This is a genomic window from Acinetobacter sp. P1(2023), assembly GCF_028367635.1.
Taxonomy (GTDB): domain Bacteria; phylum Pseudomonadota; class Gammaproteobacteria; order Pseudomonadales; family Moraxellaceae; genus Acinetobacter; species Acinetobacter pittii_E.
Genome location: NZ_JAQNDD010000009.1, coordinates 139,530 through 159,074 on the forward strand (window position 1 = coordinate 139,530; position 19,545 = coordinate 159,074).

General features: G+C 41.4%; 32 protein-coding genes and 1 pseudogene. 32 read left to right on the forward strand and 1 reads right to left on the reverse strand.

Features of this window, described 5'->3' with window-relative positions; all coding sequences use genetic code 11:
* Positions 1-51 precede the first annotated feature (51 nt).
* The 28 genes and pseudogenes from rplC (at position 52) to POD11_RS14040 (ending at position 14,913) form a co-directional block, all read left to right on the forward strand.
* Positions 52-690 (forward strand): 50S ribosomal protein L3, encoded by a 639-nt coding sequence (gene rplC / locus POD11_RS13905; RefSeq protein WP_002117051.1) that lies wholly within the window; start codon positions 52-54, stop codon positions 688-690.
* An 11-nt stretch (positions 691-701) separates the two neighbouring features.
* Complete coding sequence (rplD, locus tag POD11_RS13910) at positions 702-1,304, forward strand: 50S ribosomal protein L4 (protein ID WP_002049755.1); 603 nt, start codon at positions 702-704, stop codon at positions 1,302-1,304.
* A complete protein-coding gene (rplW, locus tag POD11_RS13915) occupies positions 1,301-1,621 on the forward strand; it encodes a 50S ribosomal protein L23 (protein ID WP_002049693.1) in 321 nt (106 codons plus the stop codon). The genes rplD and rplW overlap by 4 nt, the downstream gene beginning before the upstream one ends.
* An 11-nt stretch (positions 1,622-1,632) precedes the next feature.
* Positions 1,633-2,457 (forward strand): 50S ribosomal protein L2, encoded by an 825-nt coding sequence (gene rplB, locus POD11_RS13920; RefSeq protein ID WP_002049686.1) that lies wholly within the window; start codon positions 1,633-1,635, stop codon positions 2,455-2,457.
* Positions 2,458-2,470: 13 nt separating this feature from the next.
* Positions 2,471-2,746 carry a 30S ribosomal protein S19 gene (gene rpsS, locus POD11_RS13925; protein ID WP_001138119.1) on the forward strand — a complete coding sequence of 92 codons (276 nt, stop codon included), beginning with the start codon at positions 2,471-2,473 and terminating at the stop codon, positions 2,744-2,746.
* 11 nt (positions 2,747-2,757) lie between these two features.
* A complete protein-coding gene (gene rplV / locus POD11_RS13930) occupies positions 2,758-3,087 on the forward strand; it encodes a 50S ribosomal protein L22 (protein ID WP_262457567.1) in 330 nt (109 codons plus the stop codon).
* Between the two features lies 1 nt (position 3,088).
* Positions 3,089-3,905 (forward strand): annotated as a pseudogene (rpsC, locus tag POD11_RS13935) (30S ribosomal protein S3).
* Positions 3,845-4,258, forward strand: coding sequence for a 50S ribosomal protein L16 (rplP, locus tag POD11_RS13940; RefSeq protein WP_002049688.1), 414 nt, complete (start codon positions 3,845-3,847; stop codon positions 4,256-4,258). The pseudogene rpsC and the gene rplP overlap by 61 nt, the downstream one beginning before the upstream one ends.
* Positions 4,258-4,455, forward strand: coding sequence for a 50S ribosomal protein L29 (gene rpmC / locus POD11_RS13945; protein WP_000849928.1), 198 nt, complete (start codon positions 4,258-4,260; stop codon positions 4,453-4,455). Before rplP ends, rpmC begins: the two co-directional genes overlap by 1 nt.
* On the forward strand, positions 4,452-4,709 hold the full coding sequence (gene rpsQ / locus POD11_RS13950; RefSeq protein ID WP_002116661.1) for a 30S ribosomal protein S17: 258 nt from the start codon (positions 4,452-4,454) through the stop codon (positions 4,707-4,709). The genes rpmC and rpsQ overlap by 4 nt, the downstream gene beginning before the upstream one ends.
* A gap of 92 nt (positions 4,710-4,801) precedes the next feature.
* Positions 4,802-5,170, forward strand: coding sequence for a 50S ribosomal protein L14 (rplN, locus tag POD11_RS13955; protein ID WP_001982634.1), 369 nt, complete (start codon positions 4,802-4,804; stop codon positions 5,168-5,170).
* A gap of 9 nt (positions 5,171-5,179) precedes the next feature.
* Positions 5,180-5,497: a 50S ribosomal protein L24 gene (rplX, locus tag POD11_RS13960; RefSeq protein ID WP_002116820.1), complete on the forward strand. Its 318-nt coding sequence runs from the start codon at positions 5,180-5,182 to the stop codon at positions 5,495-5,497.
* Between the two features lie 15 nt (positions 5,498-5,512).
* On the forward strand, positions 5,513-6,049 hold the full coding sequence (rplE, locus tag POD11_RS13965) for a 50S ribosomal protein L5 (RefSeq protein ID WP_002116961.1): 537 nt from the start codon (positions 5,513-5,515) through the stop codon (positions 6,047-6,049).
* Positions 6,050-6,058: 9 nt separating this feature from the next.
* On the forward strand, positions 6,059-6,364 hold the full coding sequence (gene rpsN, locus POD11_RS13970) for a 30S ribosomal protein S14 (protein WP_002049689.1): 306 nt from the start codon (positions 6,059-6,061) through the stop codon (positions 6,362-6,364).
* 11 nt (positions 6,365-6,375) lie between these two features.
* Positions 6,376-6,771, forward strand: coding sequence for a 30S ribosomal protein S8 (rpsH, locus tag POD11_RS13975; RefSeq protein ID WP_002049732.1), 396 nt, complete (start codon positions 6,376-6,378; stop codon positions 6,769-6,771).
* 13 nt (positions 6,772-6,784) lie between these two features.
* Positions 6,785-7,318 (forward strand): 50S ribosomal protein L6, encoded by a 534-nt coding sequence (rplF, locus tag POD11_RS13980; protein WP_002116801.1) that lies wholly within the window; start codon positions 6,785-6,787, stop codon positions 7,316-7,318.
* A gap of 14 nt (positions 7,319-7,332) precedes the next feature.
* Entirely contained in the window at positions 7,333-7,683 is a 351-nt protein-coding gene (rplR, locus tag POD11_RS13985; protein ID WP_002049741.1) for a 50S ribosomal protein L18, read from the forward strand.
* Between the two features lie 2 nt (positions 7,684-7,685).
* Positions 7,686-8,183: a 30S ribosomal protein S5 gene (gene rpsE, locus POD11_RS13990; protein ID WP_001141025.1), complete on the forward strand. Its 498-nt coding sequence runs from the start codon at positions 7,686-7,688 to the stop codon at positions 8,181-8,183.
* A gap of 6 nt (positions 8,184-8,189) precedes the next feature.
* Entirely contained in the window at positions 8,190-8,366 is a 177-nt protein-coding gene (gene rpmD, locus POD11_RS13995; protein ID WP_000849088.1) for a 50S ribosomal protein L30, read from the forward strand.
* A gap of 3 nt (positions 8,367-8,369) precedes the next feature.
* The gene (rplO, locus tag POD11_RS14000; protein ID WP_002116985.1) at positions 8,370-8,810 is read left to right on the forward strand and encodes a 50S ribosomal protein L15; all 441 of its coding nucleotides are present in this window, start codon (positions 8,370-8,372) and stop codon (positions 8,808-8,810) included.
* Between the two features lie 45 nt (positions 8,811-8,855).
* Complete coding sequence (gene secY / locus POD11_RS14005; protein ID WP_014207743.1) at positions 8,856-10,175, forward strand: preprotein translocase subunit SecY; 1,320 nt, start codon at positions 8,856-8,858, stop codon at positions 10,173-10,175.
* 20 nt (positions 10,176-10,195) lie between these two features.
* On the forward strand, positions 10,196-10,312 hold the full coding sequence (gene rpmJ / locus POD11_RS14010) for a 50S ribosomal protein L36 (RefSeq protein WP_000867907.1): 117 nt from the start codon (positions 10,196-10,198) through the stop codon (positions 10,310-10,312).
* Between the two features lie 106 nt (positions 10,313-10,418).
* Positions 10,419-10,775: a 30S ribosomal protein S13 gene (gene rpsM / locus POD11_RS14015; RefSeq protein WP_000090815.1), complete on the forward strand. Its 357-nt coding sequence runs from the start codon at positions 10,419-10,421 to the stop codon at positions 10,773-10,775.
* A 19-nt stretch (positions 10,776-10,794) separates the two neighbouring features.
* Entirely contained in the window at positions 10,795-11,181 is a 387-nt protein-coding gene (rpsK, locus tag POD11_RS14020) for a 30S ribosomal protein S11 (RefSeq protein ID WP_001040166.1), read from the forward strand.
* A 12-nt stretch (positions 11,182-11,193) separates the two neighbouring features.
* Positions 11,194-11,820 carry a 30S ribosomal protein S4 gene (gene rpsD / locus POD11_RS14025; protein WP_000135204.1) on the forward strand — a complete coding sequence of 209 codons (627 nt, stop codon included), beginning with the start codon at positions 11,194-11,196 and terminating at the stop codon, positions 11,818-11,820.
* Between the two features lie 17 nt (positions 11,821-11,837).
* On the forward strand, positions 11,838-12,845 hold the full coding sequence (locus POD11_RS14030; RefSeq protein ID WP_002116730.1) for a DNA-directed RNA polymerase subunit alpha: 1,008 nt from the start codon (positions 11,838-11,840) through the stop codon (positions 12,843-12,845).
* Positions 12,846-12,863: 18 nt separating this feature from the next.
* On the forward strand, positions 12,864-13,241 hold the full coding sequence (rplQ, locus tag POD11_RS14035; RefSeq protein WP_002049717.1) for a 50S ribosomal protein L17: 378 nt from the start codon (positions 12,864-12,866) through the stop codon (positions 13,239-13,241).
* Between the two features lie 181 nt (positions 13,242-13,422).
* The gene (locus tag POD11_RS14040; RefSeq protein WP_239967797.1) at positions 13,423-14,913 is read left to right on the forward strand and encodes a flavin-containing monooxygenase; all 1,491 of its coding nucleotides are present in this window, start codon (positions 13,423-13,425) and stop codon (positions 14,911-14,913) included.
* Positions 14,914-14,963: 50 nt separating this feature from the next.
* Here the strand turns inward: POD11_RS14040 and POD11_RS14045 are convergent, their stop codons facing one another.
* The gene (locus POD11_RS14045; RefSeq protein ID WP_016142979.1) at positions 14,964-16,136 is read right to left on the reverse strand and encodes an acyl-CoA dehydrogenase family protein; all 1,173 of its coding nucleotides are present in this window, start codon (positions 16,134-16,136) and stop codon (positions 14,964-14,966) included.
* 189 nt (positions 16,137-16,325) lie between these two features.
* Between POD11_RS14045 and POD11_RS14050 the strand changes: the two genes are divergently transcribed.
* From POD11_RS14050 to rrtA, 4 genes are all read left to right on the forward strand, one after another.
* Positions 16,326-16,583: an FAD assembly factor SdhE gene (locus tag POD11_RS14050; protein ID WP_016142980.1), complete on the forward strand. Its 258-nt coding sequence runs from the start codon at positions 16,326-16,328 to the stop codon at positions 16,581-16,583.
* 6 nt (positions 16,584-16,589) lie between these two features.
* Positions 16,590-16,979, forward strand: coding sequence for a hypothetical protein (locus POD11_RS14055; RefSeq protein WP_262457568.1), 390 nt, complete (start codon positions 16,590-16,592; stop codon positions 16,977-16,979).
* A gap of 769 nt (positions 16,980-17,748) precedes the next feature.
* Positions 17,749-18,837, forward strand: a complete 1,089-nt coding sequence (locus POD11_RS14060; RefSeq protein WP_262457569.1) for a hypothetical protein — start codon at positions 17,749-17,751, stop codon at positions 18,835-18,837.
* 83 nt (positions 18,838-18,920) lie between these two features.
* Entirely contained in the window at positions 18,921-19,496 is a 576-nt protein-coding gene (gene rrtA, locus POD11_RS14065) for a rhombosortase (protein WP_016142982.1), read from the forward strand.
* Positions 19,497-19,545: the final 49 nt, after the last annotated feature.

Here is a 19,545-nt window from a genome sequence, read left to right on the forward strand (position 1 = left end):
GGTTGATTAACTTCTAAGTTAATTAGGCCGCTTTTTTAGAGGTTTATGCACATGGCTATTGGTTTAGTCGGTCGCAAATGTGGTATGACTCGCATCTTTACAGATGCAGGTGTTTCTGTACCTGTTACAGTCATCGAAGTCGATCCAAACCGCATTACGCAAATCAAAACACTTGAAACTGATGGTTATCAAGCTGTTCAAGTAACTACTGGTGAACGTCGCGAATCTCGCGTAACTAACGCTCAAAAAGGTCACTTTGCGAAAGCTGGTGTTGCTGCTGGTCGTTTAGTTAAAGAGTTCCGTGTTACTGAAGCTGAGCTTGAAGGTCGTGAAGTTGGCGGCACTATTGGCGTTGATTTGTTCACAGTTGGTCAAGTAGTTGACGTAACTGGTCAATCAAAAGGTAAAGGTTTCCAAGGTGGTGTTAAACGTTGGAACTTCCGTACCCAAGACGCTACACACGGCAACTCAGTTTCTCACCGTGTATTAGGTTCTACAGGTCAAAACCAAACTCCTGGACGCGTGTTCAAAGGCAAGAAAATGGCTGGTCACTTAGGTGATGAACGCGTAACAGTACAAGGTCTTGAAATCGTATCTATTGACGCTGAACGTTCTGTTTTAGTTGTTAAAGGTGCAATTCCTGGTGCAACTGGCGGCGACGTGATTGTACGTCCTACCATCAAGGCCTGAGGGGAAATACCGTGAATTTGAAAACTGTTTCCGGCTCTGCTGTTGAATTGTCTGAAGTTGCTTTCGGACGTGAATTTAACGAAGCTCTTGTACACCAAGTTGTTACTGCTTACTTAGCAGGTGGTCGTCAAGGTACTCGTGCTCAGAAATCACGTGCAGACGTTTCTGGCGGTGGTAAAAAGCCATTCCGTCAAAAAGGTACTGGTCGTGCTCGTGCGGGTTCTATTCGTAGCCCTATCTGGGTTGGCGGTGGTAAAACTTTTGCTGCTCGTCCACAAGATTGGTCTCAAAAAGTAAACCGTAAAATGTACCGCGGTGCAATGCAATGTATCTTAGCTGAACTTGTTCGCCAAGATCGTCTTGTATTAGTTGAAGAGTTTGCTGTTGCAGCTCCAAAAACTAAAGAGTTGCTTGCAAAACTTAACGACTTAAATGCTGCTCGTGCATTAATCGTTACTGACGCTGTAGATGAGAACTTATATCTTGCAGCACGCAACCTTCCGCATGTAGATGTGGTAGATGCAACTGCAATCGATCCTGTAAGCTTGATCGCGTTTGATAAAGTTGTGATGTCTGTAGCTGCTGCTAAGAAAATTGAGGTAGAACTCGGATGAACAACGAACGTATCTATCAAGTCCTTAAAGGACCAGTCTTCTCAGAAAAGGCACAAGTTTTAGGTGATACTGTTGGTGTTCAAGTATTTAAAGTAGACATCAATGCTACTAAGCTTGAAATCAAAAAAGCAGTTGAAAAACTTTTTGGTGTAGAAGTTGTTAAAGTTAACACAACTATTACTAAAGGTAAGACTAAGCGCTTTGGTCGTACATTAGGACGCCGTTCTGATGTTAAAAAAGCATACGTCACCCTGAAAGCCGGCCAAGATGTTGAAATGGCTGACTTGGGCGATACCGCTGAAAGCGCAGCGGAATAAGGACGAAAATTATGCCGATTCAAAAATGTAAGCCAACGTCTCCAGGACGTCGCTTTGTAGAGAAAGTGGTTCATGACCATCTCCACAAAGGCGCGCCTTACGCACCGTTGGTTGAAGCTAAAAAACGTACTGGTGGTCGTAATAACAACGGTCACATTACTACTCGTCACGTTGGTGGTGGTCATAAACAACACTACCGTATCGTTGACTTCAAACGTAACAAAGACAGCATCCCAGCTGTTGTAGAGCGTATTGAATACGATCCAAACCGTACAGCACATATTGCTTTATTGAAATATGCTGACGGTGAGCGTCGTTATATCATTGCACCTAAAGGCTTACGTGCTGGCGATAAAGTACAATCTGGTAACGATGCTCCAATTCGTCCAGGTAACTGCTTGCCACTTCGTAATATGCCGATCGGTTCTACACTTCATAACGTTGAACTTAAAATTGGTAAGGGTGCGCAATTAGCGCGTTCTGCTGGTGCTTCTGTTCAGTTATTGGGTCGTGATGGTTCTTACGCAATTATTCGTCTTCGTTCAGGCGAAATGCGTAAAGTACATGTTGAATGCCGCGCTGTAATTGGTGAAGTTTCTAACCAAGAAAACAACCTTCGTTCATTGGGTAAAGCTGGTGCTTCGCGCTGGCGTGGTGTTCGTCCTACCGTACGTGGTATGGCGATGAACCCAATTGATCACCCGCACGGTGGTGGTGAAGGGCGTAACAAAGGTATTCAACCTGTAAGCCCATGGGGTCAAAAAGCTAAAGGGTACAAGACACGTACCAATAAGCGTACGACTAAGATGATTATTCGCGACCGTCGCGTCAAGTAAAGGAATCTGACTAATGCCTCGTTCTCTGAAAAAAGGCCCATTCGTCGATGCGCACTTGTTCGCTAAGGTTGAAGCGGCTGTTGCTAGTAACTCTCGCAAGCCGATTAAAACTTGGTCTCGTCGTTCGATGATCCTTCCGGATTTTGTTGGTTTAACAATTTCTGTTCATAATGGTCGTAACCACGTTCCAGTAATTGTTACTGAGCATATGGTTGGTCATAAACTCGGTGAATTCGCGCCAACTCGTACCTATCGTGGTCACGGTGTTGACAAGAAATCTAAACGTTAATAGGTGTCATGATGGAAGTAACTGCTAAATTACGCGGTGCCGCTATCTCGGCACAGAAAGCACGTTTGGTTGCAGATCTTATTCGCGGCAAATCTGTTGCGCATGCTTTAGATATCTTAAACTTCAGCAATAAAAAAGCTGCTGTTTTAGTGAAAAAAGCATTGGAATCTGCGATTGCAAACGCTGAACACAATAACAGTTTAGATGTTGACGATCTTAAAGTATCTACGATTTACGTTGACGAAGGCATGAGCCTTAAACGTATTATGCCACGTGCTAAAGGCCGTGCAGATCGTATTACTAAGCGTACTTGTCACATCACCGTTAAGGTAGGGGTTTGATATGGGTCAGAAGGTTCATCCAATCGGTATCCGCCTAGGTGTTGTGAAACGTCATAACGCTAACTGGTATGCGAATCCGAAACAATACGCTGAATACTTGCTTAAAGATCTTCAAGTTCGTGAGTTTTTAACTAAAAAACTTAAGAATGCGATGGTAAGCAATATTCTTATCGAACGTCCATCAGGCGCTGCTAAAGTAACTATTAGCACAGCTCGTCCTGGTATCGTAATCGGTAAAAAAGGCGAAGATATTGAGAAATTACAGCGCGAACTTACCAGCATTATGGGTGTTCCTGCGCAAGTAAGTATCAACGAAATTGATCGCCCAGACTTAGATGCGCGTTTAGTTGCTGAAGCTATCGCTTCTCAATTAGAAAAGCGTGTAATGTTCCGTCGTGCTATGAAGCGTGCGGTTCAAAACACTATGCGTGCTGGTGCTAAAGGTATCAAAGTTGAAGTGTCTGGCCGTTTAGGTGGTGCAGAGATTGCTCGTACAGAATGGTATCGTGAAGGTCGTGTACCTTTACATACGCTACGTGCAGACATTGACTATGCAACTATGCGTGCAGAAACAACTTACGGTACGATTGGTGTTAAAGTTTGGATTTTCCGTGGCGAGATTTTAGGTGGCATGAAACAAGTCATGAACCCTGCTCCTGCTGAAGATCGTCCAGCTAAACGTGGTCGTGGTCGTGGTGAAGGTCAAGAGCGTCGTGGTCGTCGCGGTGACCGTGCTGCTGACAAGGGAGAATAATCCATGTTGCAACCTAAACGTACCAAATTCCGTAAGGTGCACAAAGGCCGTAATACTGGTCTAGCGCATCGTGGTAGTACAGTATCATTTGGTTCGATTGCAATCAAAGCAACTGAACGTGGTCGTATGACTGCTCGTCAGATTGAAGCTGCACGTCGTACTATTAGCCGCCGTATTAAGCGTGGTGGTAAAATCTTTATTCGCGTATTCCCGGATAAACCAATTACTCAAAAGCCTCTTGAAGTGCGTATGGGTAAAGGTAAGGGTAGCGTGGAGTACTGGGTTTGCCAGATCCAACCAGGTAAGATCCTGTACGAAATTGAAGGTGTGAACGAAGAATTAGCGCGTGAAGCATTTGCTTTAGCTGCTGCTAAACTTCCGTTTAAAACCACTATCGTGACTCGGACGGTAATGTAATGAAAACTAAAGATCTACGTGAAAAATCGGTAGAAGAGTTGAAAGCTTTGCTTGATGAGCAACAGCTTAATCAATTCCGTCTTCGTATGGCGAAAGCAACTGGTCAGTTGGGTAAATCGCATGAAGTGCAAGTTGCTCGTAAGACAATTGCTCGTATTAAGACACTCCTTACCGAAAAACAGGGGAACGGACAATGAGTGAAAAAACAGTCCGCACGTTAACCGGCAAAGTAGTAAGCGACAAAATGGACAAGTCTATTGTTGTTCTTATCGAACGCCGCGTTCAACACCCGTTGTATGGCAAGTCAATTCGCCGTTCAACTAAGTTACACGCTCATGATGAGAACAATGTTGCTAAACTTGGCGATGTTGTGACCATTAAAGAAAGCCGCCCAATTTCTAAAACTAAAGCTTGGACTTTAGTGGAAGTAGTTGAAGCAGCTGCTGAGTAATTCGACGTTCTTGTTGCATCATCGGTCAATTTCGAGTACTCTTTGAGCCTTTCGAAATTGTGACCGGTGATGCTCGGTTTTGGAGTAGGGCAATGATTCAAACCGAAACTATGCTCGACGTAGCAGACAACAGTGGTGCTCGCCGCGTACAATGTATTAAAGTACTTGGTGGTTCACATCGTCGTTATGCTTCTGTTGGCGACATTATTAAAGTTACTGTAAAAGAAGCAATCCCACGCGCACGTGTTAAAAAAGGTGACGTGATGAATGCGGTTGTAGTTCGTACTAAATTCGGCATTCGTCGTCCAGATGGTTCTGTGATCCGTTTTGATGATAATGCTGCAGTTATCCTGAACAACAACAAAGCTCCGATTGCTACTCGTATCTTCGGACCAGTGACTCGTGAACTTCGTACTGAACAGTTCATGAAAATCATTTCATTGGCTCCTGAAGTTCTATAAGAGGCAATCATGGCTAAGATTAAAAAAGGCGATCAAGTTATCGTGATCGCAGGTAAAGAAAAAGGCAAACAGGGTACTGTATTGTCTGTTTCTGAAGACCGCGTTAAGGTTGAAGGCCTTAACTTAGTGAAGAAGCACCAAAAGCCGAATCGTGTAACTGGCGCTGAAGGCGGTATCGTTACTCAAGAAGCTTCGCTTCATATTTCAAACGTGGCAATTTTAAATGCTACAACCCAGAAGGCTGACCGTGTTGGTTACCAAGTGATTGATGGCGTGAAAACTCGCGTTTATAAATCAAATGGTGAATCAGTGGCGGTAGCGAAGTAATAGGTTGAAAAGGCAATGGCCAGACTTAAAGCACGTTACAACGAAGAACTTAAAGCGAAGTTACAAGAAGAACTTAGCATTAAGAACGTGATGGAAATTCCACGCATCACAAAAATTACCCTAAACATGGGTGTAGGCGCAGCTGCAACTGATAAGAAATTATTAGATGGCGCTGTAGTCGACATGCAATTAATTGCTGGTCAAAAACCAGTAATTACACTTGCTCGTAAATCTATCGCTGGTTTCAAAATCCGTGATGGTTGGCCGATTGGTTGTAAAGTTACTTTACGTGGCGACCAAATGTACGAATTCTTGGACCGTTTGATCTCAATCGCAATCCCTCGTATCCGTGACTTCCGTGGTTTCTCTTCGAAATCATTTGATGGTCGTGGTAACTACTCAATGGGTTTGAAAGAGCAAATCGTTTTCCCTGAAATCGATTTCGATAAGATTGATCGTATTCGTGGTATGGATATTACTATTACTACGACTGCTCGCACCGATGACGAAGGCCGTGCGCTTATGCGTGCATTCGGCTTCCCGTTCAAATAAGAGGTCGATATGGCTAAGAAAGGTATGATTAATCGCGAATTGAAACGCGAAAAAACAGTTGCTAAATACGCTGCAAAACGTGCTGAATTAAAAGCTACGATTGCAAACGTAAATGCAAGTGAAGAAGAGCGTTTCGAAGCGATGTTAAAGTTACAAGCATTGCCACGTAATGCATCTCCGGTACGTCTTCGTAACCGTTGTGGTTTAACTGGTCGTCCTCATGGTTACTTCCGTAAGTTCGGTTTAAGCCGTAACAAATTACGTGACACAGTAATGCAGGGTGATGTACCAGGCGTTGTTAAGGCAAGCTGGTAAGGAGCGACTAAATGAGTATGCAAGATACCGTTGCCGACATGCTAACACGTGTTCGTAACGCACAAATGGCTAAGAAACAAACTGTTTCTATGCCTTCTTCTAAGTTGAAAGTTGCAATTGCAAACGTACTTCAACAAGAAGGTTATATTTCAAATGTAGAAGTTGCTCAAGAAGAGACAAAATCTACTTTGACAATTACTTTAAAATATTTCGAAGGCAAACCAGTTATCGAAATGGTTAAACGCGTAAGCCGTCCAGGTCTTCGCCAATACCGTGGTAAAGATAAACTTCCAAGCGTTAAGCAAGGTTTAGGTATTGCAATTGTTTCTACAAGCAAAGGCATCATGACTGATCGCGCTGCACGTGCTGCGGGCGTTGGTGGTGAAGTTATTGCTTTTGTTTCTTAATAGGTGATTCCTCATGTCTCGTGTGGCTAAAGCCCCAGTAACTGTACCTAATGGTGTAGCAGTTACTCAGAACGGCCGGCAGGTCGAAGTGAAAGGCAGCAAAGGTACATTGTCTTTCAACCTGCATGCGCTGGTCGAGCTAAAACAGGAAGAAGGTAAACTTCAACTTGCTCCAGTTAAAGAATCGAAAGATGCTTGGATGCAAGCTGGTACTGCTCGCGCTGTATTGAATAACCTTGTAAAAGGGGTTAGTGAAGGCTTCGAACGTAAGTTGCAGCTAGTTGGTGTTGGTTATAAAGCTGCGGTTAAAGGTACTGTTGTAAACCTTAACCTTGGTTTTTCACACCCAATTGACTACGCTTTACCAGAAGGTGTAACAGCGGAAACTCCAACTGCTACTGAAATCATTTTGAAATCAGCAAACAAGCAGTTGTTAGGTCAAGTAGCGGCAGAAATCCGTGCATATCGTTCTCCTGAACCATATAAAGGTAAAGGTGTTCGTTATTCGGATGAAGTCATTCTTCGTAAAGAAGCTAAGAAGAAATAAGGCGCGAGGTTCTTATGAACGAAAAGAAACAATCCCGTTTGCGTCGTGCGAAAAGCACACGCTTGCACATTCGTGCATTGGGTGCGACTCGTTTGTGTGTAAACCGCACTCCGCGTCACATCTATGCTCAAGTTATTTCAGCAGATGGTGGCAAAGTTTTAGCACAAGCTTCAACTTTGGATGCATCTTTACGTAGCGGTACTACAGGTAATGTAGACGCGGCTACTAAAGTAGGCGCTTTAATCGCAGAGCGTGCGAAAGCAGCTGGTGTAACTAAAGTTGCATTTGACCGTTCTGGTTTTAAATATCATGGTCGTATCAAAGCCTTGGCTGATGCTGCTCGTGAAAACGGCTTGGAGTTCTAATCATGGCTAAAGTTGAACAAAACGAAGGTCTTGTTGAAAAGCTGGTTGCCGTTGATCGTGTAGCCAAAGTTGTTAAGGGTGGTCGTATCTTCTCTTTCACAGCATTAACTGTTGTGGGTGATGGTAATGGTCGTGTTGGTTTTGGTCGTGGTAAAGCTCGTGAAGTTCCAGCTGCTATTTCTAAAGCACTTGAAGCTGCACGTCGCAACATGATTACTGTAGACCTTGCAGGTACTACTTTACAACACCCTGTGAATGCTCGTCATGGTGCAAGCCGTGTATATATGCAACCTGCTTCTGAAGGTACTGGCGTAATCGCTGGTGGCGCTATGCGTGCCGTTCTAGAAGCTGCAGGTGTACATAACGTACTTGCTAAATGTTATGGTTCTACTAATGCTGCAAACGTAGTAAACGCAACTTTCAAAGGTTTGCGTGATATGACTTCTCCTGAGAAAGTCGCTGCGAAACGTGGTAAATCAGTAGAAGAAATTCAAGGGTAATCAATCATGAAAACGATTAAAGTTACCCAGACTAAATCTTCTTCACATCGCTTGAAAAATCACAAGCTTTGCTTACAAGGTTTAGGTCTGCGTCGTATTGGTCATACTGTAGAAGTGCAAGATACGCCTTCTAACCGCGGTATGATCAACAAAGTCTACTATATGGTTAGTGTAGAGGAATAAGCCATGACTCTGCGTTTAAATGAACTTGCGCCTGCAGAAGGTGCAAAACGTGAACACCGTCGTTTAGGCCGTGGTATCGGTTCTGGCGTTGGTAAGACTGGTGGCCGTGGTGTCAAAGGTCAAAAATCACGTAAAAGTGGTGGCGTTCGTCCAGGCTTTGAAGGCGGTCAAACTGCGATTTATCGTCGTTTACCTAAATTCGGTTTCACTAGCCAAATCGCTTTAAAAACTGCTGAAGTACGTTTATCTGAGTTAAGCAAAGTTGAAGGCGACATCGTTAGCCTAGAAACTTTGAAAGCTGCGAATGTTGTTCGTCGTGACCAAATTCGTGCTCGTATCGTACTTTCTGGTGAAATCACTCGTGCATTCACTGTTCAAGGTGTTGCATTGACTAAAGGCGCTAAAGCTGCGATTGAAGCAGCTGGCGGTAAAGTCGAGGAGTAATCTCGAGTGTCTATGTCTCCTAGTTCTTCAGGTCATGTCAACATGATGAAAGGTCAGCCATTTCATGTGAAATACCGTGAAATTATTCGCCGGATGAGTTTTCTAATCGGTGCATTGCTGGTCTTTCGACTAGGAGCGCATATTCCAGTACCAGGCATTAATAATGCTGCGTTAGAAAATTTATTTCATGCGAACCAAGGAACTATTCTTGGGCTATTCAATATGTTTTCTGGCGGTGCTTTAGAGCGAATGTCTATTCTTGCTTTAGGGATTATGCCGTACATTTCTGCGTCAATTATTGTGCAGTTAATGTCTACTGTAATTCCATCACTTGAAGCCTTGAAAAAGGAAGGTGAGCAAGGTAAGCGTAAAATTAATCAGTATACGCGTCAGGGCACATTGTTGCTTGCAGTGGTTCAAGCAGTTGGTATGTGTGCAGGTTTGATTGGACAGGGTATTACTCTGTCAGTTGGTCTTGCATTTTATATCCCAGCAGTAACTTCACTTGTCGCTGGAACTATGTTCTTAATGTGGCTAGGTGAGCAAATCACTGAAAGAGGTATTGGTAACGGTATCTCAATGATTATTTTTGCAGGTATTGTTGCTGGTTTGCCTAAACTAATTATGCAATCAGTTTCTTCTGTAGATAATGGTCAGACAAGTTTAATTGGTCTTGTAATTTTTGGTCTTTTGTCTTTAGGTGTATTGGCAGCTATTGTGTTTATTGAAAAAGCACAACGTCGCATTCCAGTCAACTATGCACAAAAGCAACAAGGGCGTCGTATATTTACAGCACAGCAGACGCATTTGCCATTAAAAATTAATATGGCTGGTGTTATTCCTGCGATTTTTGCAAGTTCTTTACTCTTGTTCCCAGCAAGTCTTGGTCAATGGGTGGGAAGTGCAGATCCAAATGCTGGTTTTATTAAAAGCAGCTTACAAGATTTAGCTTTAGTATTGTCGCCTGGACAGCCTTTGTATTTGGTGCTCTTTGGTGCGTTAATTATCTTTTTCTGTTACTTTTATACGGCTTTAGTATTTAGCCCTAAGGAAGTATCAGAAAATCTAAAACGCAGCGGAGCTTATGTGCCTGGTATTCGCCCAGGTGAGCAAACTGCTCGTTACTTAGATCATATTCTTAATCGTTTGACGTTTATTGGTGCGATTTATATTACGGTCATTTGTTTAATGCCAATGATTCTACAAAGCTCTTTTGGGATTCCATTCTATTTAGGTGGTACCTCATTATTGATCGTAGTAGTCGTGGTTATGGACTTTATGGCTCAGCTACAAGCGCATTTAACATCTCATCAATATGACAATCAAACATTAATGAGAAAAACGACTGCTCATCCTAAGGGATAAGCGCACTTAGAGGTTTCATCATGAAAGTACAAGCTTCTGTAAAGAAAATTTGTGGTAGCTGTAAAGTTATCCGTCGTAATGGGGTTATTCGCGTAATTTGTAGCGCAGAACCTCGTCATAAGCAGCGTCAAGGTTAATCTAATCAAGACCTGTTGATTTCAGTAGGCGAATTGGGTTAATATCCGCCCCTCAAGATTTTTGTGGGGCGGTTGATTATCTCTACTGCCTTTTTGGAGAAAGTGAATGGCTCGTATTGCCGGTGTAAACATTCCGGATAACAAGCATGCTGTTATCTCCCTCACTTACATCTTTGGTATCGGTCGCCACACTGCTAAGAATATCTTAGCTGCAGTTGGTATTACTGAAACTACTAAGATCCGTGAGTTGGACGATGCTCAGCTTGATGCGATTCGTGCAGAAGTTGCTAAGGTTCCTACCGAAGGTGACTTACGTCGCGAAATTTCCATGAACATTAAACGTTTAATGGATTTGGGTTGCTACCGCGGCCTTCGCCATCGTCGCAGCTTGCCTGTCCGTGGTCAACGCACCAAAACTAACGCACGTACCCGTAAAGGTCCGCGCAAACCGATTAAAAAGTAAGATTTCTGGAAGCTAAAAGATGGCTAAAGATACTCGCACACGCAAGAAGGTCACTCGTACCGTCTCTGAAGGTGTTGCACACATTCACGCGTCTTTTAATAACACCATTGTTACGATTACTGATCGTCAAGGTAATGCATTGGCTTGGGCCACCTCAGGTGGACAAGGCTTCCGTGGTTCACGTAAATCAACTCCGTTTGCTGCTCAGGTAGCTGCTGAAGTTGCTGGTAAAGCAGCTTTGGATTACGGTTTGAAAAATCTGGACGTCCTTGTAAAAGGTCCTGGTCCAGGTCGTGAGTCTGCGGTTCGTGCATTAGGCGCAGTGGGTTATAAGATTAACAGCATTACCGATGTGACTCCAATTCCTCACAACGGTTGCCGTCCACCTAAAAAACGTCGCGTGTAAGGAGAAACATTCATGGCTCGTTATATTGGTCCAAAATGCAAACTCTCTCGCCGCGAAGGGACAGACCTGCAACTTAAATCTGGCGTTAAACCATTTGACGTCAAAACTAAAAAAGCTAACAAAGCACCTGGTCAACATGGTCAGGCACGCGGTGGTAAGCAATCTGAGTATTCACTACAATTACGTGAAAAACAAAAAGTCCGTCGTATTTACGGTGTGTTAGAACGTCAATTTAGTAACTACTATAAAGAAGCAGCTCGTGTTAAAGGCGCAACAGGTGAGAACTTGTTGAAATTGCTTGAAAGCCGTCTTGATAACGTTGTTTATCGCATGGGTTTTGGTTCTACACGTGCAGAAGCTCGTCAGTTAGTAAGTCACCGTAGCATTACTTTGAATGGTCGTCGTGTAAACATCGCATCTATTCAAGTTAAAGCTGGTGATGTAATTGCGGTTCACGAAGGTGCTAAACAACAATTGCGTATTAAAAACGCGATTGAGTTAGCTGCACAACGTGGTATTCCAGCTTGGATCGAAGTTGATCATTCTAAGCTTGAAGGTACGTTTAAAGCTGCACCAGATCGTTCTGATTTACCTGCTGAAATCAACGAAAGCTTGATTGTAGAATTGTATTCTAAATAATCCTTGAGGTAGCAATAATGACGCGTACTGCAAACGAGTTTCTAACTCCGCAAGCGATCAAGGTCGAAGCGGTAAGCGGGACCTCGGCAAAAGTGATTCTAGAACCTTTAGAGCGTGGTTTTGGCCATACTCTAGGTAATGCTTTACGTCGCATTCTATTGTCTTCTTTACCTGGCGCTGCTGTGGTTGAAGTAGAGATAGAAGGTGTCGAGCACGAGTACAGTACTTTAGAAGGCTTGCAGCAGGACATCGTCGAGCTCTTGCTGAACCTAAAAGGATTGTCTATTAAGCTGTTCGATCAAAATGAAGCATATTTAACATTAGAAAAACAAGGTCCTGGCGATATTACTGCTGCTGACCTTCGTTTACCTCATAATGTTGAAGTGGTTAACCCAGAACATTTAATCGGTACTTTAAGTGCTTCAGGCTCATTAAAAATGCGCTTGAAAGTTGCTCAAGGTCGTGGTTATGAAACATCTGATTCTCGTTTCCCTGAAGGTGAAACACGTCCTGTTGGTCGTTTGCAATTAGATGCTTCTTACAGCCCAATTAAACGTGTTTCTTACACCGTTGAAAATGCGCGTGTAGAACAACGTACCGATTTAGATAAACTGGTAATCGACCTTGAAACAAATGGAACGGTTGATCCTGAAGAAGCTATCCGTAAAGCGGCAACAATCTTGCAACAACAAATTGCAATTTTCGTTGATCTTCAGAAAGACCAAACTCCAGTTGCTCAAGAGCCTCGTGAAGAAGTTGACCCAATCTTGCTTCGCCCAGTAGATGATCTAGAGCTTACTGTTCGTTCTGCTAACTGTTTGAAAGCAGAAAATATTTACTACATTGGTGATCTTGTTCAACGTACTGAAGTTGAGTTGTTAAAAACTCCTAACCTTGGTAAAAAATCGTTAACAGAGATCAAAGATGTTTTGGCATCGAAAGGCTTACAACTCGGTATGCGTCTTGAAAACTGGCCACCAGCTAGTCTTCGTATGGACGACCGTTTTGCCTATCGTAGCCGTTAATTAAGTAGGACTATCACCATGCGTCATCGTAATAGTGGTGTGAAATTAGGCCGTACAAGCAGCCATCGTAAAGCGATGTTCCAAAACTTGGCTAATTCTTTATTTGAACACGAGTTGATCAAAACAACTGTGCCTAAAGCTAAAGAATTACGTCGTGTTGCTGAGCCTTTAATCACTCTAGCAAAAAACGATACTGTAGCAAATCGTCGTTTAGCATTTGCTCGTACTCGTAATGCTGCAACTGTTGGTAAATTATTTACCGTACTCGGCCCTCGTTACAAAGAACGTAACGGCGGTTATCTACGTGTTCTTAAAGCGGGCTTCCGTGCTGGTGATGCAGCACCGATGGCTTACGTTGAGCTTGTAGATCGTGAAGTAAACACTTCAGCTGAATAATTGATTTTATTCAAAAAAGACCGGTTTTATACCGGTCTTTTTTATTTCTAGTCACAAAATAAATTATAAAAATGTCCTCAAGTGACATAAAAAAGCAGATAAACGGTCAAACTTGACATTGTGTATTGTCAAAATTGTGTTTTAATAAACTTATATTCTCAACAATGGGTATAAAAATAAAATGGAAAAGCAAGTTGATATTTTAATCATTGGTGCAGGTATTTCAGGAATCGGAATCGCTGCTCATTTGTCAAAAAATTCACCACAACGACAGTTCGAGATTTTAGAACGTCGTGAGTCTTTTGGTGGAACATGGGATCTTTTCCGTTATCCTGGTATTCGTTCAGATTCAGATATGTCTACCTTTGGTTTTAACTTTAAACCATGGTGTAAAGCGAATGTATTAGCTGATGGTGCTTCTATTAAAGGTTATTTAGGCGAAGTAATTGATGAATATAAATTAAAAGAAAAAATTCATTTTGGTCATCGTGTACTTTCTGCTAATTATGATTCTGCCTCAAAAAAATGGCAGGTTGTAGTAGAAGATAGCAATAAAAAACAGCAGACTTGGATTGCAAATTTTGTTGTTGGATGTACAGGTTACTATAATTATGATCAGGGGTATGCGCCTTCTTTCCCAAATCAAGAAGCATTTAAAGGGCAGCTTATTCACCCACAGCATTGGCCGGAAAATTTAGATTACGCAGGTAAGAAAGTCGTTATTATTGGTAGTGGTGCAACAGCAATTACTTTAGTACCAGCCATGGCTAAAGGTGGGGCAGGTCATGTCACCATGTTGCAGCGTTCTCCAACGTATATTGCTAGTGTTCCTTCTATCGATTTCATCTATGAAAAAACGCGTAAATTTATGTCTGAAGAAGCAGCTTATAAATTTACCCGTGCTCGCAACATTGGCATGCAACGTGCTATTTATGCATTGTCTCAGAAGCATCCGAAAACTGTACGTCGTTTACTTCTAAAAGCAATTGAAGTGCAACTTAAAGGTAAGGTTGATATGAAGCATTTTACGCCTTCATATAATCCTTGGGATCAGCGTTTATGCGTAGTGCCAGATGGTGACTTGTTTAAGATTTTACGTGAAGGCAAAGCAAGTGTAGAAACTGATCAGATTGAGAAATTTACCGAAAAAGGTGTTTTGCTTAAATCTGGCAAACATCTTGATGCTGATATCGTTGTTTCAGCAACAGGGCTACAAGTTCAGATTATGGGTGGAGTTCAGGCTACTCTTGATGGGAAACCAATCAACTCATCTGAACATATGCTTTATAACGGCATAATGCTCAGTGATGTACCAAATATGGCGATGATAATTGGCTATGTGAATGCATCATGGACACTTAAAGTGGATATCGCTGCCGAATATATTTGTCGCTTATTAAACTATATGGACAAAAATAGTTATGATGAAGTGATTCCATCGGGTGATAAGACGGTGATGGAAGAAGATACCGTAATGGGTAAGCTATCTTCAGGTTATATTAACCGTGCAGCACATGAACTTCCTAAACAAGGTAAACGTGCTCCATGGCAGGTGACTAATAATTACCTCGAAGATAGAAAGTCCTTAAAAAATGCGACATTTGAAGATGGTATTCTTCATTTTCATAAGCGTTCTGAAGCAAATGAACGTAAACCAAAATTAGTATCCTAAGTCATATTAAATAAGAAAAGGGGCGTAATGCCCCTTTTCTTATGAAGATATCAAAGTGTTCTTGAAATTAATTCTTTCATGATTTCATTGGTACCTGCATAAATTCGATTTGCTCGATGATCTATGTAGGCACGCGCAATTGGATATTCAAGCATATAACCATAACCACCATGCAATTGAAGGCATTCATCTACAATCTTCGAGAACATATCAGAAATTTTATATTTAGCAGCTGCGGCAGCTTCGACACTCAATTTTTCTTCAAGTTGTAATTCCATACAACGATCTAGATAAGTACGGCAGAAATCTATCTCTGTTCTAAGTTCAGCAAGTTTAAAGCGTGTATTCTGAAATGCGCCTATAGGTTTACCAAATGCTTTACGATCTTTTGTATATTGAACGGTATGTGCAAAGGCTGCTTCAGCGCCTGCCTGACAAATAATAGCAACTAACATTCGTTCCCATGCTAATTCTTTCATGAGCATAATAAAGCCCATACCTTCCATGCCTAAAAGGTTTTCTTTAGGAACGCGAACGTTATCAAAGAATAATTCGCAAGTATCCTGACCTTTCATTCCTATTTTGTTTAGAGGTTTACCTTTACTAAAACCAGCACGGTCTGCTTCCACAATAATTAATGATAAGTTCGCCGAACCTTTATCACTATTACCAGTCTTACAAACGACTACGGCCATGTCGCATAGGTAGCCATTCGTAATAAAAATTTTAGAGCCATTAATGACATATTCGTCACCATCAAGTACGGCTGTGGTTCTTACCGCTTGTAAATCTGAACCCGTACCCGGTTCTGTCATTGCAATAGCGGTGACCACTTCTCCAGTTGCCATTTTGGGTAACCATTTTTGTTTTTGTTCTTCATTACCAAAATTATTAACGTAATTAGCAACAATGTCGGAATGCAAAGAGAAACCGGTACTCGAGTCCATCGCATACGCTTGTTCTTCGATAAGAATCATACTGTATAGACGATCTACCCCAGAACCACCATATTGCTCTGGCATTGTGGTGCAAAGAAGACCTAATTCTCCAGCTTTATTCCAAAGATCTCGGTCCACATGTTGCTGTTTTTCATATTTTTCTATATTTGGAACTACTTCCTTTTCATAGAATTTACGGACGGTCTCACGGAAGGCTTCATGTTCTTCATTAAATAAGTGTCTCGGTAACATATTTGGAATAGGACGGATGGCACCAGATTGCATTTGTATTTCTTCCTTGGTTCAGGTGTGATGTTATGACCCTAAACATACGGAAGCATTTCATACCTAACAATGTGATGAATGCTCAATTATGAGAACAAGATGATAAATTTGGTCAATTTGATATTTTTAGCGATCTTTGTAAGGTGATCAGGTAAACTAGTCGCACTATCAACGCAGATGGGGAAATAAATGTCTGACGAAATGACCTTGGAAGAACGTAAAGTAATTTATCGAGCACGCCGCGGCTTAAAAGAAATTGACGTCTATTTTGACCCGTATGTAAAAAACTATTATTTGAAAGCTGATCCGGCAGAAAAAGCCTTGTTTGCAGAGTTAGTTGAACAAGAAGATCCAGATTTATTAGATTGGTTCATGGAAGTTTCTGAACCTCCACGTACAGAGTTACGTGAATTTATTTATAAATTAAAACAGTATGTGCATGGCTAAGCTGTTTTGATAAAAGAATTAAATTTTAAGCTGAAATATAGCCGTGTCTCGGTAATATTTCAGCTTTTTGTTGGTTTGGGCTTAGCAATCCTGCTTTATCAATTATTAACACCCATGTGGTGGCTATGTGCTCTTATTCTTTTATCTATTAGTTTTATCTTCTTTTTAAAGCAAACACGAATATCTCAAATTGTATATTTGGATCAAAAATTATGGTCGGTTGCATACACCTCTCAAAAAGCGATTCACCGGTTAGCAATTATTAAAATAATTGATTATCAGTTATTCATAATCGTTTATTTTGAAGGAGGACCTACGAAGATAGCTATTATTTGGTACGATCAGCTTCCTATTCATCAGTGGAAAAGGATAAAAGTTTTAGAAAAACTCTATTAATTGTTAGACAATTCTACAATTGTATATTTATTTAAAAATTATAAAAAACAAAAGCTTAATAATCATTTTCTTGCTTGAGTTCAGGATTGTCTAGTTAAAGTATAGAAAAAAGCGAAGGAAAGGTGATTGTCTGACAATTTCACCTATGGGTATTTATTTGATCGGTTAAAGTACAAACACCAACGTAAAGTGTGTCGGAGGTCTCAAAATGGAGATGCCAACATGGTCGTTCTTGGTCATTGCCATAATTTTGGCAGTGGTAATAGGAAGAGCAGGAACTTTACTCAGGGAACATCTTAACAAAGTTAATTTTAACAAAGTTAAGAGACAGAGGATGCAAGGTCGTCGATCAGTCAATTATTAAATTGGTTAGTCGATTAATTTCATCAAGTGTCCAGTTTATTACTGGGTGCGATTGTAGTAAGGAGGTCTCTCATGGAGATTTCAATGTGGATGTTTCTGTTAATTGCAGTAGTTATGGCTGTAGTAGTAGGAAGAGCAGGAACTTTACTCAAGGATTATATAGAACAAAAATAATATAAGCCGTTAAAAGCTTATCTCAGTTAATAAGTAGCATGTGCTGAACCGTCGCAATGCTACTTTTTTTTGCCCAAAATTTCTGTTTCCTCGAAAAACTGTCAATTTTATCTGCTGTGAAGTGTGTCAAAGTATAAGCGCTACAATTAGAGTAATTACTCTTTTATTCAAGATATGCATCTGCTAATGTACATCTGAAAAGGAAAAAACAAATTACATAGAGGACAGGAAGATGTCTAAAGTCCAAAAAATAAGCCAAGGTTTGGCGGTGAGTTTTCTTGCAGCTTCAGTTTTATCAGGTTGTTCTTATGTGGTAAAAACCGGAGCTAATGTTGCTTTAGGTTTTACTGAAAAGCATATGATTCCACCTATTCTTGCTATGCAAGATGCTGAAATGGTCTGTAATTCAGGTAATGCTTTAACTCCAGCAATTATGTCTACTAAAGGTATGGGAGCAGACCCTACACGTGTTGCAGTATTACTATATGCAGCGTCGGGTGTCTGTGCTGAAAACCAGGCTTTAGAGGCAGAATTGCGTTATTTGCGGGCTTCAAAAGCGGGACAGGTAACAGAAGCTCAGGATGCTCGTATTGCACAAAAACGTTGGGCTGCAATTGCTGCTGAACGTCAATATACGGGTTATAAATTATTTGCTGACCGTTGGGAATCTAAATATAAATATCATTTAGGTGATTCTTGTCCAACAATGCGTAGTGACTTAGATCAAACTGTCTATTTAATGGGAATGATCAGCGGTTTACAAGCTGTGACCAATGATATTAACTCTGGTGGCGCAGTTAATGTTCCTAAAGATATCGCTGCTATTGTAGAGCGGGGAATGGTCTGCCTAGATAATGAAAAATTCTGGGGAGCGCCTAACGCAACGCGTGCTGTTATATGGACTTTATTACCTGGTGCAGATGAAGGTAAGCCAGATCCATATCAAACTTTGAAACAGTCAGTGCAATTAGGCGAGCAAAAAGGTGTTCGCTTATCTCATGCTTTATATGCAGTGGCTGCCCAAGCAAGTGGTGATGATGCAAAAATTCGTGATGCATTAAGATCATATGCGGCATCTCAAGCTGATGATAAACCTGTCAATCCGAACTTTAAGTTAATTGATAGTATGGCAGGCCTTATTGTACGTGGGATCTCTGACCGTTACTGGACCGAGCATACCGGTGTACGTACCGGAGATGATGGAATGTCTCATTTCTGGGATGATAAGAATGAAGGTGCAGCAGAGCTAGATGAATTGTTTGATGGCGGAGCTGCTTCTGAAGTTCCTGCGGATTCATCTACTCCACCAGCAGCGCAGTAAAAATATTTGAAAGACTAACTTCTTGCGAGTCTATTGTTAAGTTCTACAATAATTGCAAGAAGTTTAATTTCAAGGAGTGTGCCATGAAGGATCATGTACTGAATAGTAAAGTGCTTTTGGTCGCAGTGTGCATTTCCATTTCTGCGTGTCTACAGGTGTTTCCTGATACTTTTATTTATTGGCGTGACAGTTTACTTGGCGAATTCTGGCGTTTATGGACAGCGCACTGGGTTCATGTAGGTTGGATTCATTTTCTTTTAAATATGATGGCATTTGCCTGTTTACCCTTTATCTTTCCACATACAAAAGCATGGCATATTTTAAGTCTACTTTTGCTGTTGCCACCTTTTATTAGTTTGGTGTTCTACTTTTATTTACCTTATATCGAAGCGTATGCAGGGCTGTCTGGTGTATTACATGGGCTATATACAGCGGTTGCTTTAGTGTATTTGCAATATCGTAAAGAGCGTAATTTTGCTTTTTTGGTTCTAGGATTAATCGTAGCTAAACTCATATGGGAAAATACATTCGGGCAAACAGGAACTGCCCAGTTAATAGGAAGCCCTGTTTTAACTGAGGCCCATTTATATGGAGCGATAGGTGGAGCAATTTTTGGGGGATGCTATTGGCTTGTGCAGAGATTAAAAAAGAAACATTGACAATACAAACTGTTAAAAAAGTGATTTTAGTCATTCTTTATTCATAAAG

Bases quoted from the DNA above. Each gene is read 5' to 3' on its own strand.
- rplC (WP_002117051.1), top strand. From the start codon at position 52: ATGGCTATTGGTTTAGTCGGTCGCAAATGTGGTATGACTCGCATCTTT.
- rplW (WP_002049693.1), top strand. From the start codon at position 1,301: ATGAACAACGAACGTATCTATCAAGTCCTTAAAGGACCAGTCTTCTCA.
- rplB (WP_002049686.1), top strand. From the start codon at position 1,633: ATGCCGATTCAAAAATGTAAGCCAACGTCTCCAGGACGTCGCTTTGTA.
- rpsS (WP_001138119.1), top strand. From the start codon at position 2,471: ATGCCTCGTTCTCTGAAAAAAGGCCCATTCGTCGATGCGCACTTGTTC.
- rplV (WP_262457567.1), top strand. From the start codon at position 2,758: ATGGAAGTAACTGCTAAATTACGCGGTGCCGCTATCTCGGCACAGAAA.
- rplP (WP_002049688.1), top strand. From the start codon at position 3,845: ATGTTGCAACCTAAACGTACCAAATTCCGTAAGGTGCACAAAGGCCGT.
- rpmC (WP_000849928.1), top strand. From the start codon at position 4,258: ATGAAAACTAAAGATCTACGTGAAAAATCGGTAGAAGAGTTGAAAGCT.
- rpsQ (WP_002116661.1), top strand. From the start codon at position 4,452: ATGAGTGAAAAAACAGTCCGCACGTTAACCGGCAAAGTAGTAAGCGAC.
- rplN (WP_001982634.1), top strand. From the start codon at position 4,802: ATGATTCAAACCGAAACTATGCTCGACGTAGCAGACAACAGTGGTGCT.
- rplX (WP_002116820.1), top strand. From the start codon at position 5,180: ATGGCTAAGATTAAAAAAGGCGATCAAGTTATCGTGATCGCAGGTAAA.
- rplE (WP_002116961.1), top strand. From the start codon at position 5,513: ATGGCCAGACTTAAAGCACGTTACAACGAAGAACTTAAAGCGAAGTTA.
- rpsN (WP_002049689.1), top strand. From the start codon at position 6,059: ATGGCTAAGAAAGGTATGATTAATCGCGAATTGAAACGCGAAAAAACA.
- rpsH (WP_002049732.1), top strand. From the start codon at position 6,376: ATGAGTATGCAAGATACCGTTGCCGACATGCTAACACGTGTTCGTAAC.
- rplF (WP_002116801.1), top strand. From the start codon at position 6,785: ATGTCTCGTGTGGCTAAAGCCCCAGTAACTGTACCTAATGGTGTAGCA.
- rplR (WP_002049741.1), top strand. From the start codon at position 7,333: ATGAACGAAAAGAAACAATCCCGTTTGCGTCGTGCGAAAAGCACACGC.
- rpsE (WP_001141025.1), top strand. From the start codon at position 7,686: ATGGCTAAAGTTGAACAAAACGAAGGTCTTGTTGAAAAGCTGGTTGCC.
- rpmD (WP_000849088.1), top strand. From the start codon at position 8,190: ATGAAAACGATTAAAGTTACCCAGACTAAATCTTCTTCACATCGCTTG.
- rplO (WP_002116985.1), top strand. From the start codon at position 8,370: ATGACTCTGCGTTTAAATGAACTTGCGCCTGCAGAAGGTGCAAAACGT.
- secY (WP_014207743.1), top strand. From the start codon at position 8,856: ATGAAAGGTCAGCCATTTCATGTGAAATACCGTGAAATTATTCGCCGG.
- rpmJ (WP_000867907.1), top strand. From the start codon at position 10,196: ATGAAAGTACAAGCTTCTGTAAAGAAAATTTGTGGTAGCTGTAAAGTT.
- rpsM (WP_000090815.1), top strand. From the start codon at position 10,419: ATGGCTCGTATTGCCGGTGTAAACATTCCGGATAACAAGCATGCTGTT.
- rpsK (WP_001040166.1), top strand. From the start codon at position 10,795: ATGGCTAAAGATACTCGCACACGCAAGAAGGTCACTCGTACCGTCTCT.
- rpsD (WP_000135204.1), top strand. From the start codon at position 11,194: ATGGCTCGTTATATTGGTCCAAAATGCAAACTCTCTCGCCGCGAAGGG.
- POD11_RS14030 (WP_002116730.1), top strand. From the start codon at position 11,838: ATGACGCGTACTGCAAACGAGTTTCTAACTCCGCAAGCGATCAAGGTC.
- rplQ (WP_002049717.1), top strand. From the start codon at position 12,864: ATGCGTCATCGTAATAGTGGTGTGAAATTAGGCCGTACAAGCAGCCAT.
- POD11_RS14040 (WP_239967797.1), top strand. From the start codon at position 13,423: ATGGAAAAGCAAGTTGATATTTTAATCATTGGTGCAGGTATTTCAGGA.
- POD11_RS14045 (WP_016142979.1), bottom strand. From the start codon at position 16,136: ATGCAATCTGGTGCCATCCGTCCTATTCCAAATATGTTACCGAGACAC.
- POD11_RS14050 (WP_016142980.1), top strand. From the start codon at position 16,326: ATGTCTGACGAAATGACCTTGGAAGAACGTAAAGTAATTTATCGAGCA.
- POD11_RS14060 (WP_262457569.1), top strand. From the start codon at position 17,749: ATGTCTAAAGTCCAAAAAATAAGCCAAGGTTTGGCGGTGAGTTTTCTT.
- rrtA (WP_016142982.1), top strand. From the start codon at position 18,921: ATGAAGGATCATGTACTGAATAGTAAAGTGCTTTTGGTCGCAGTGTGC.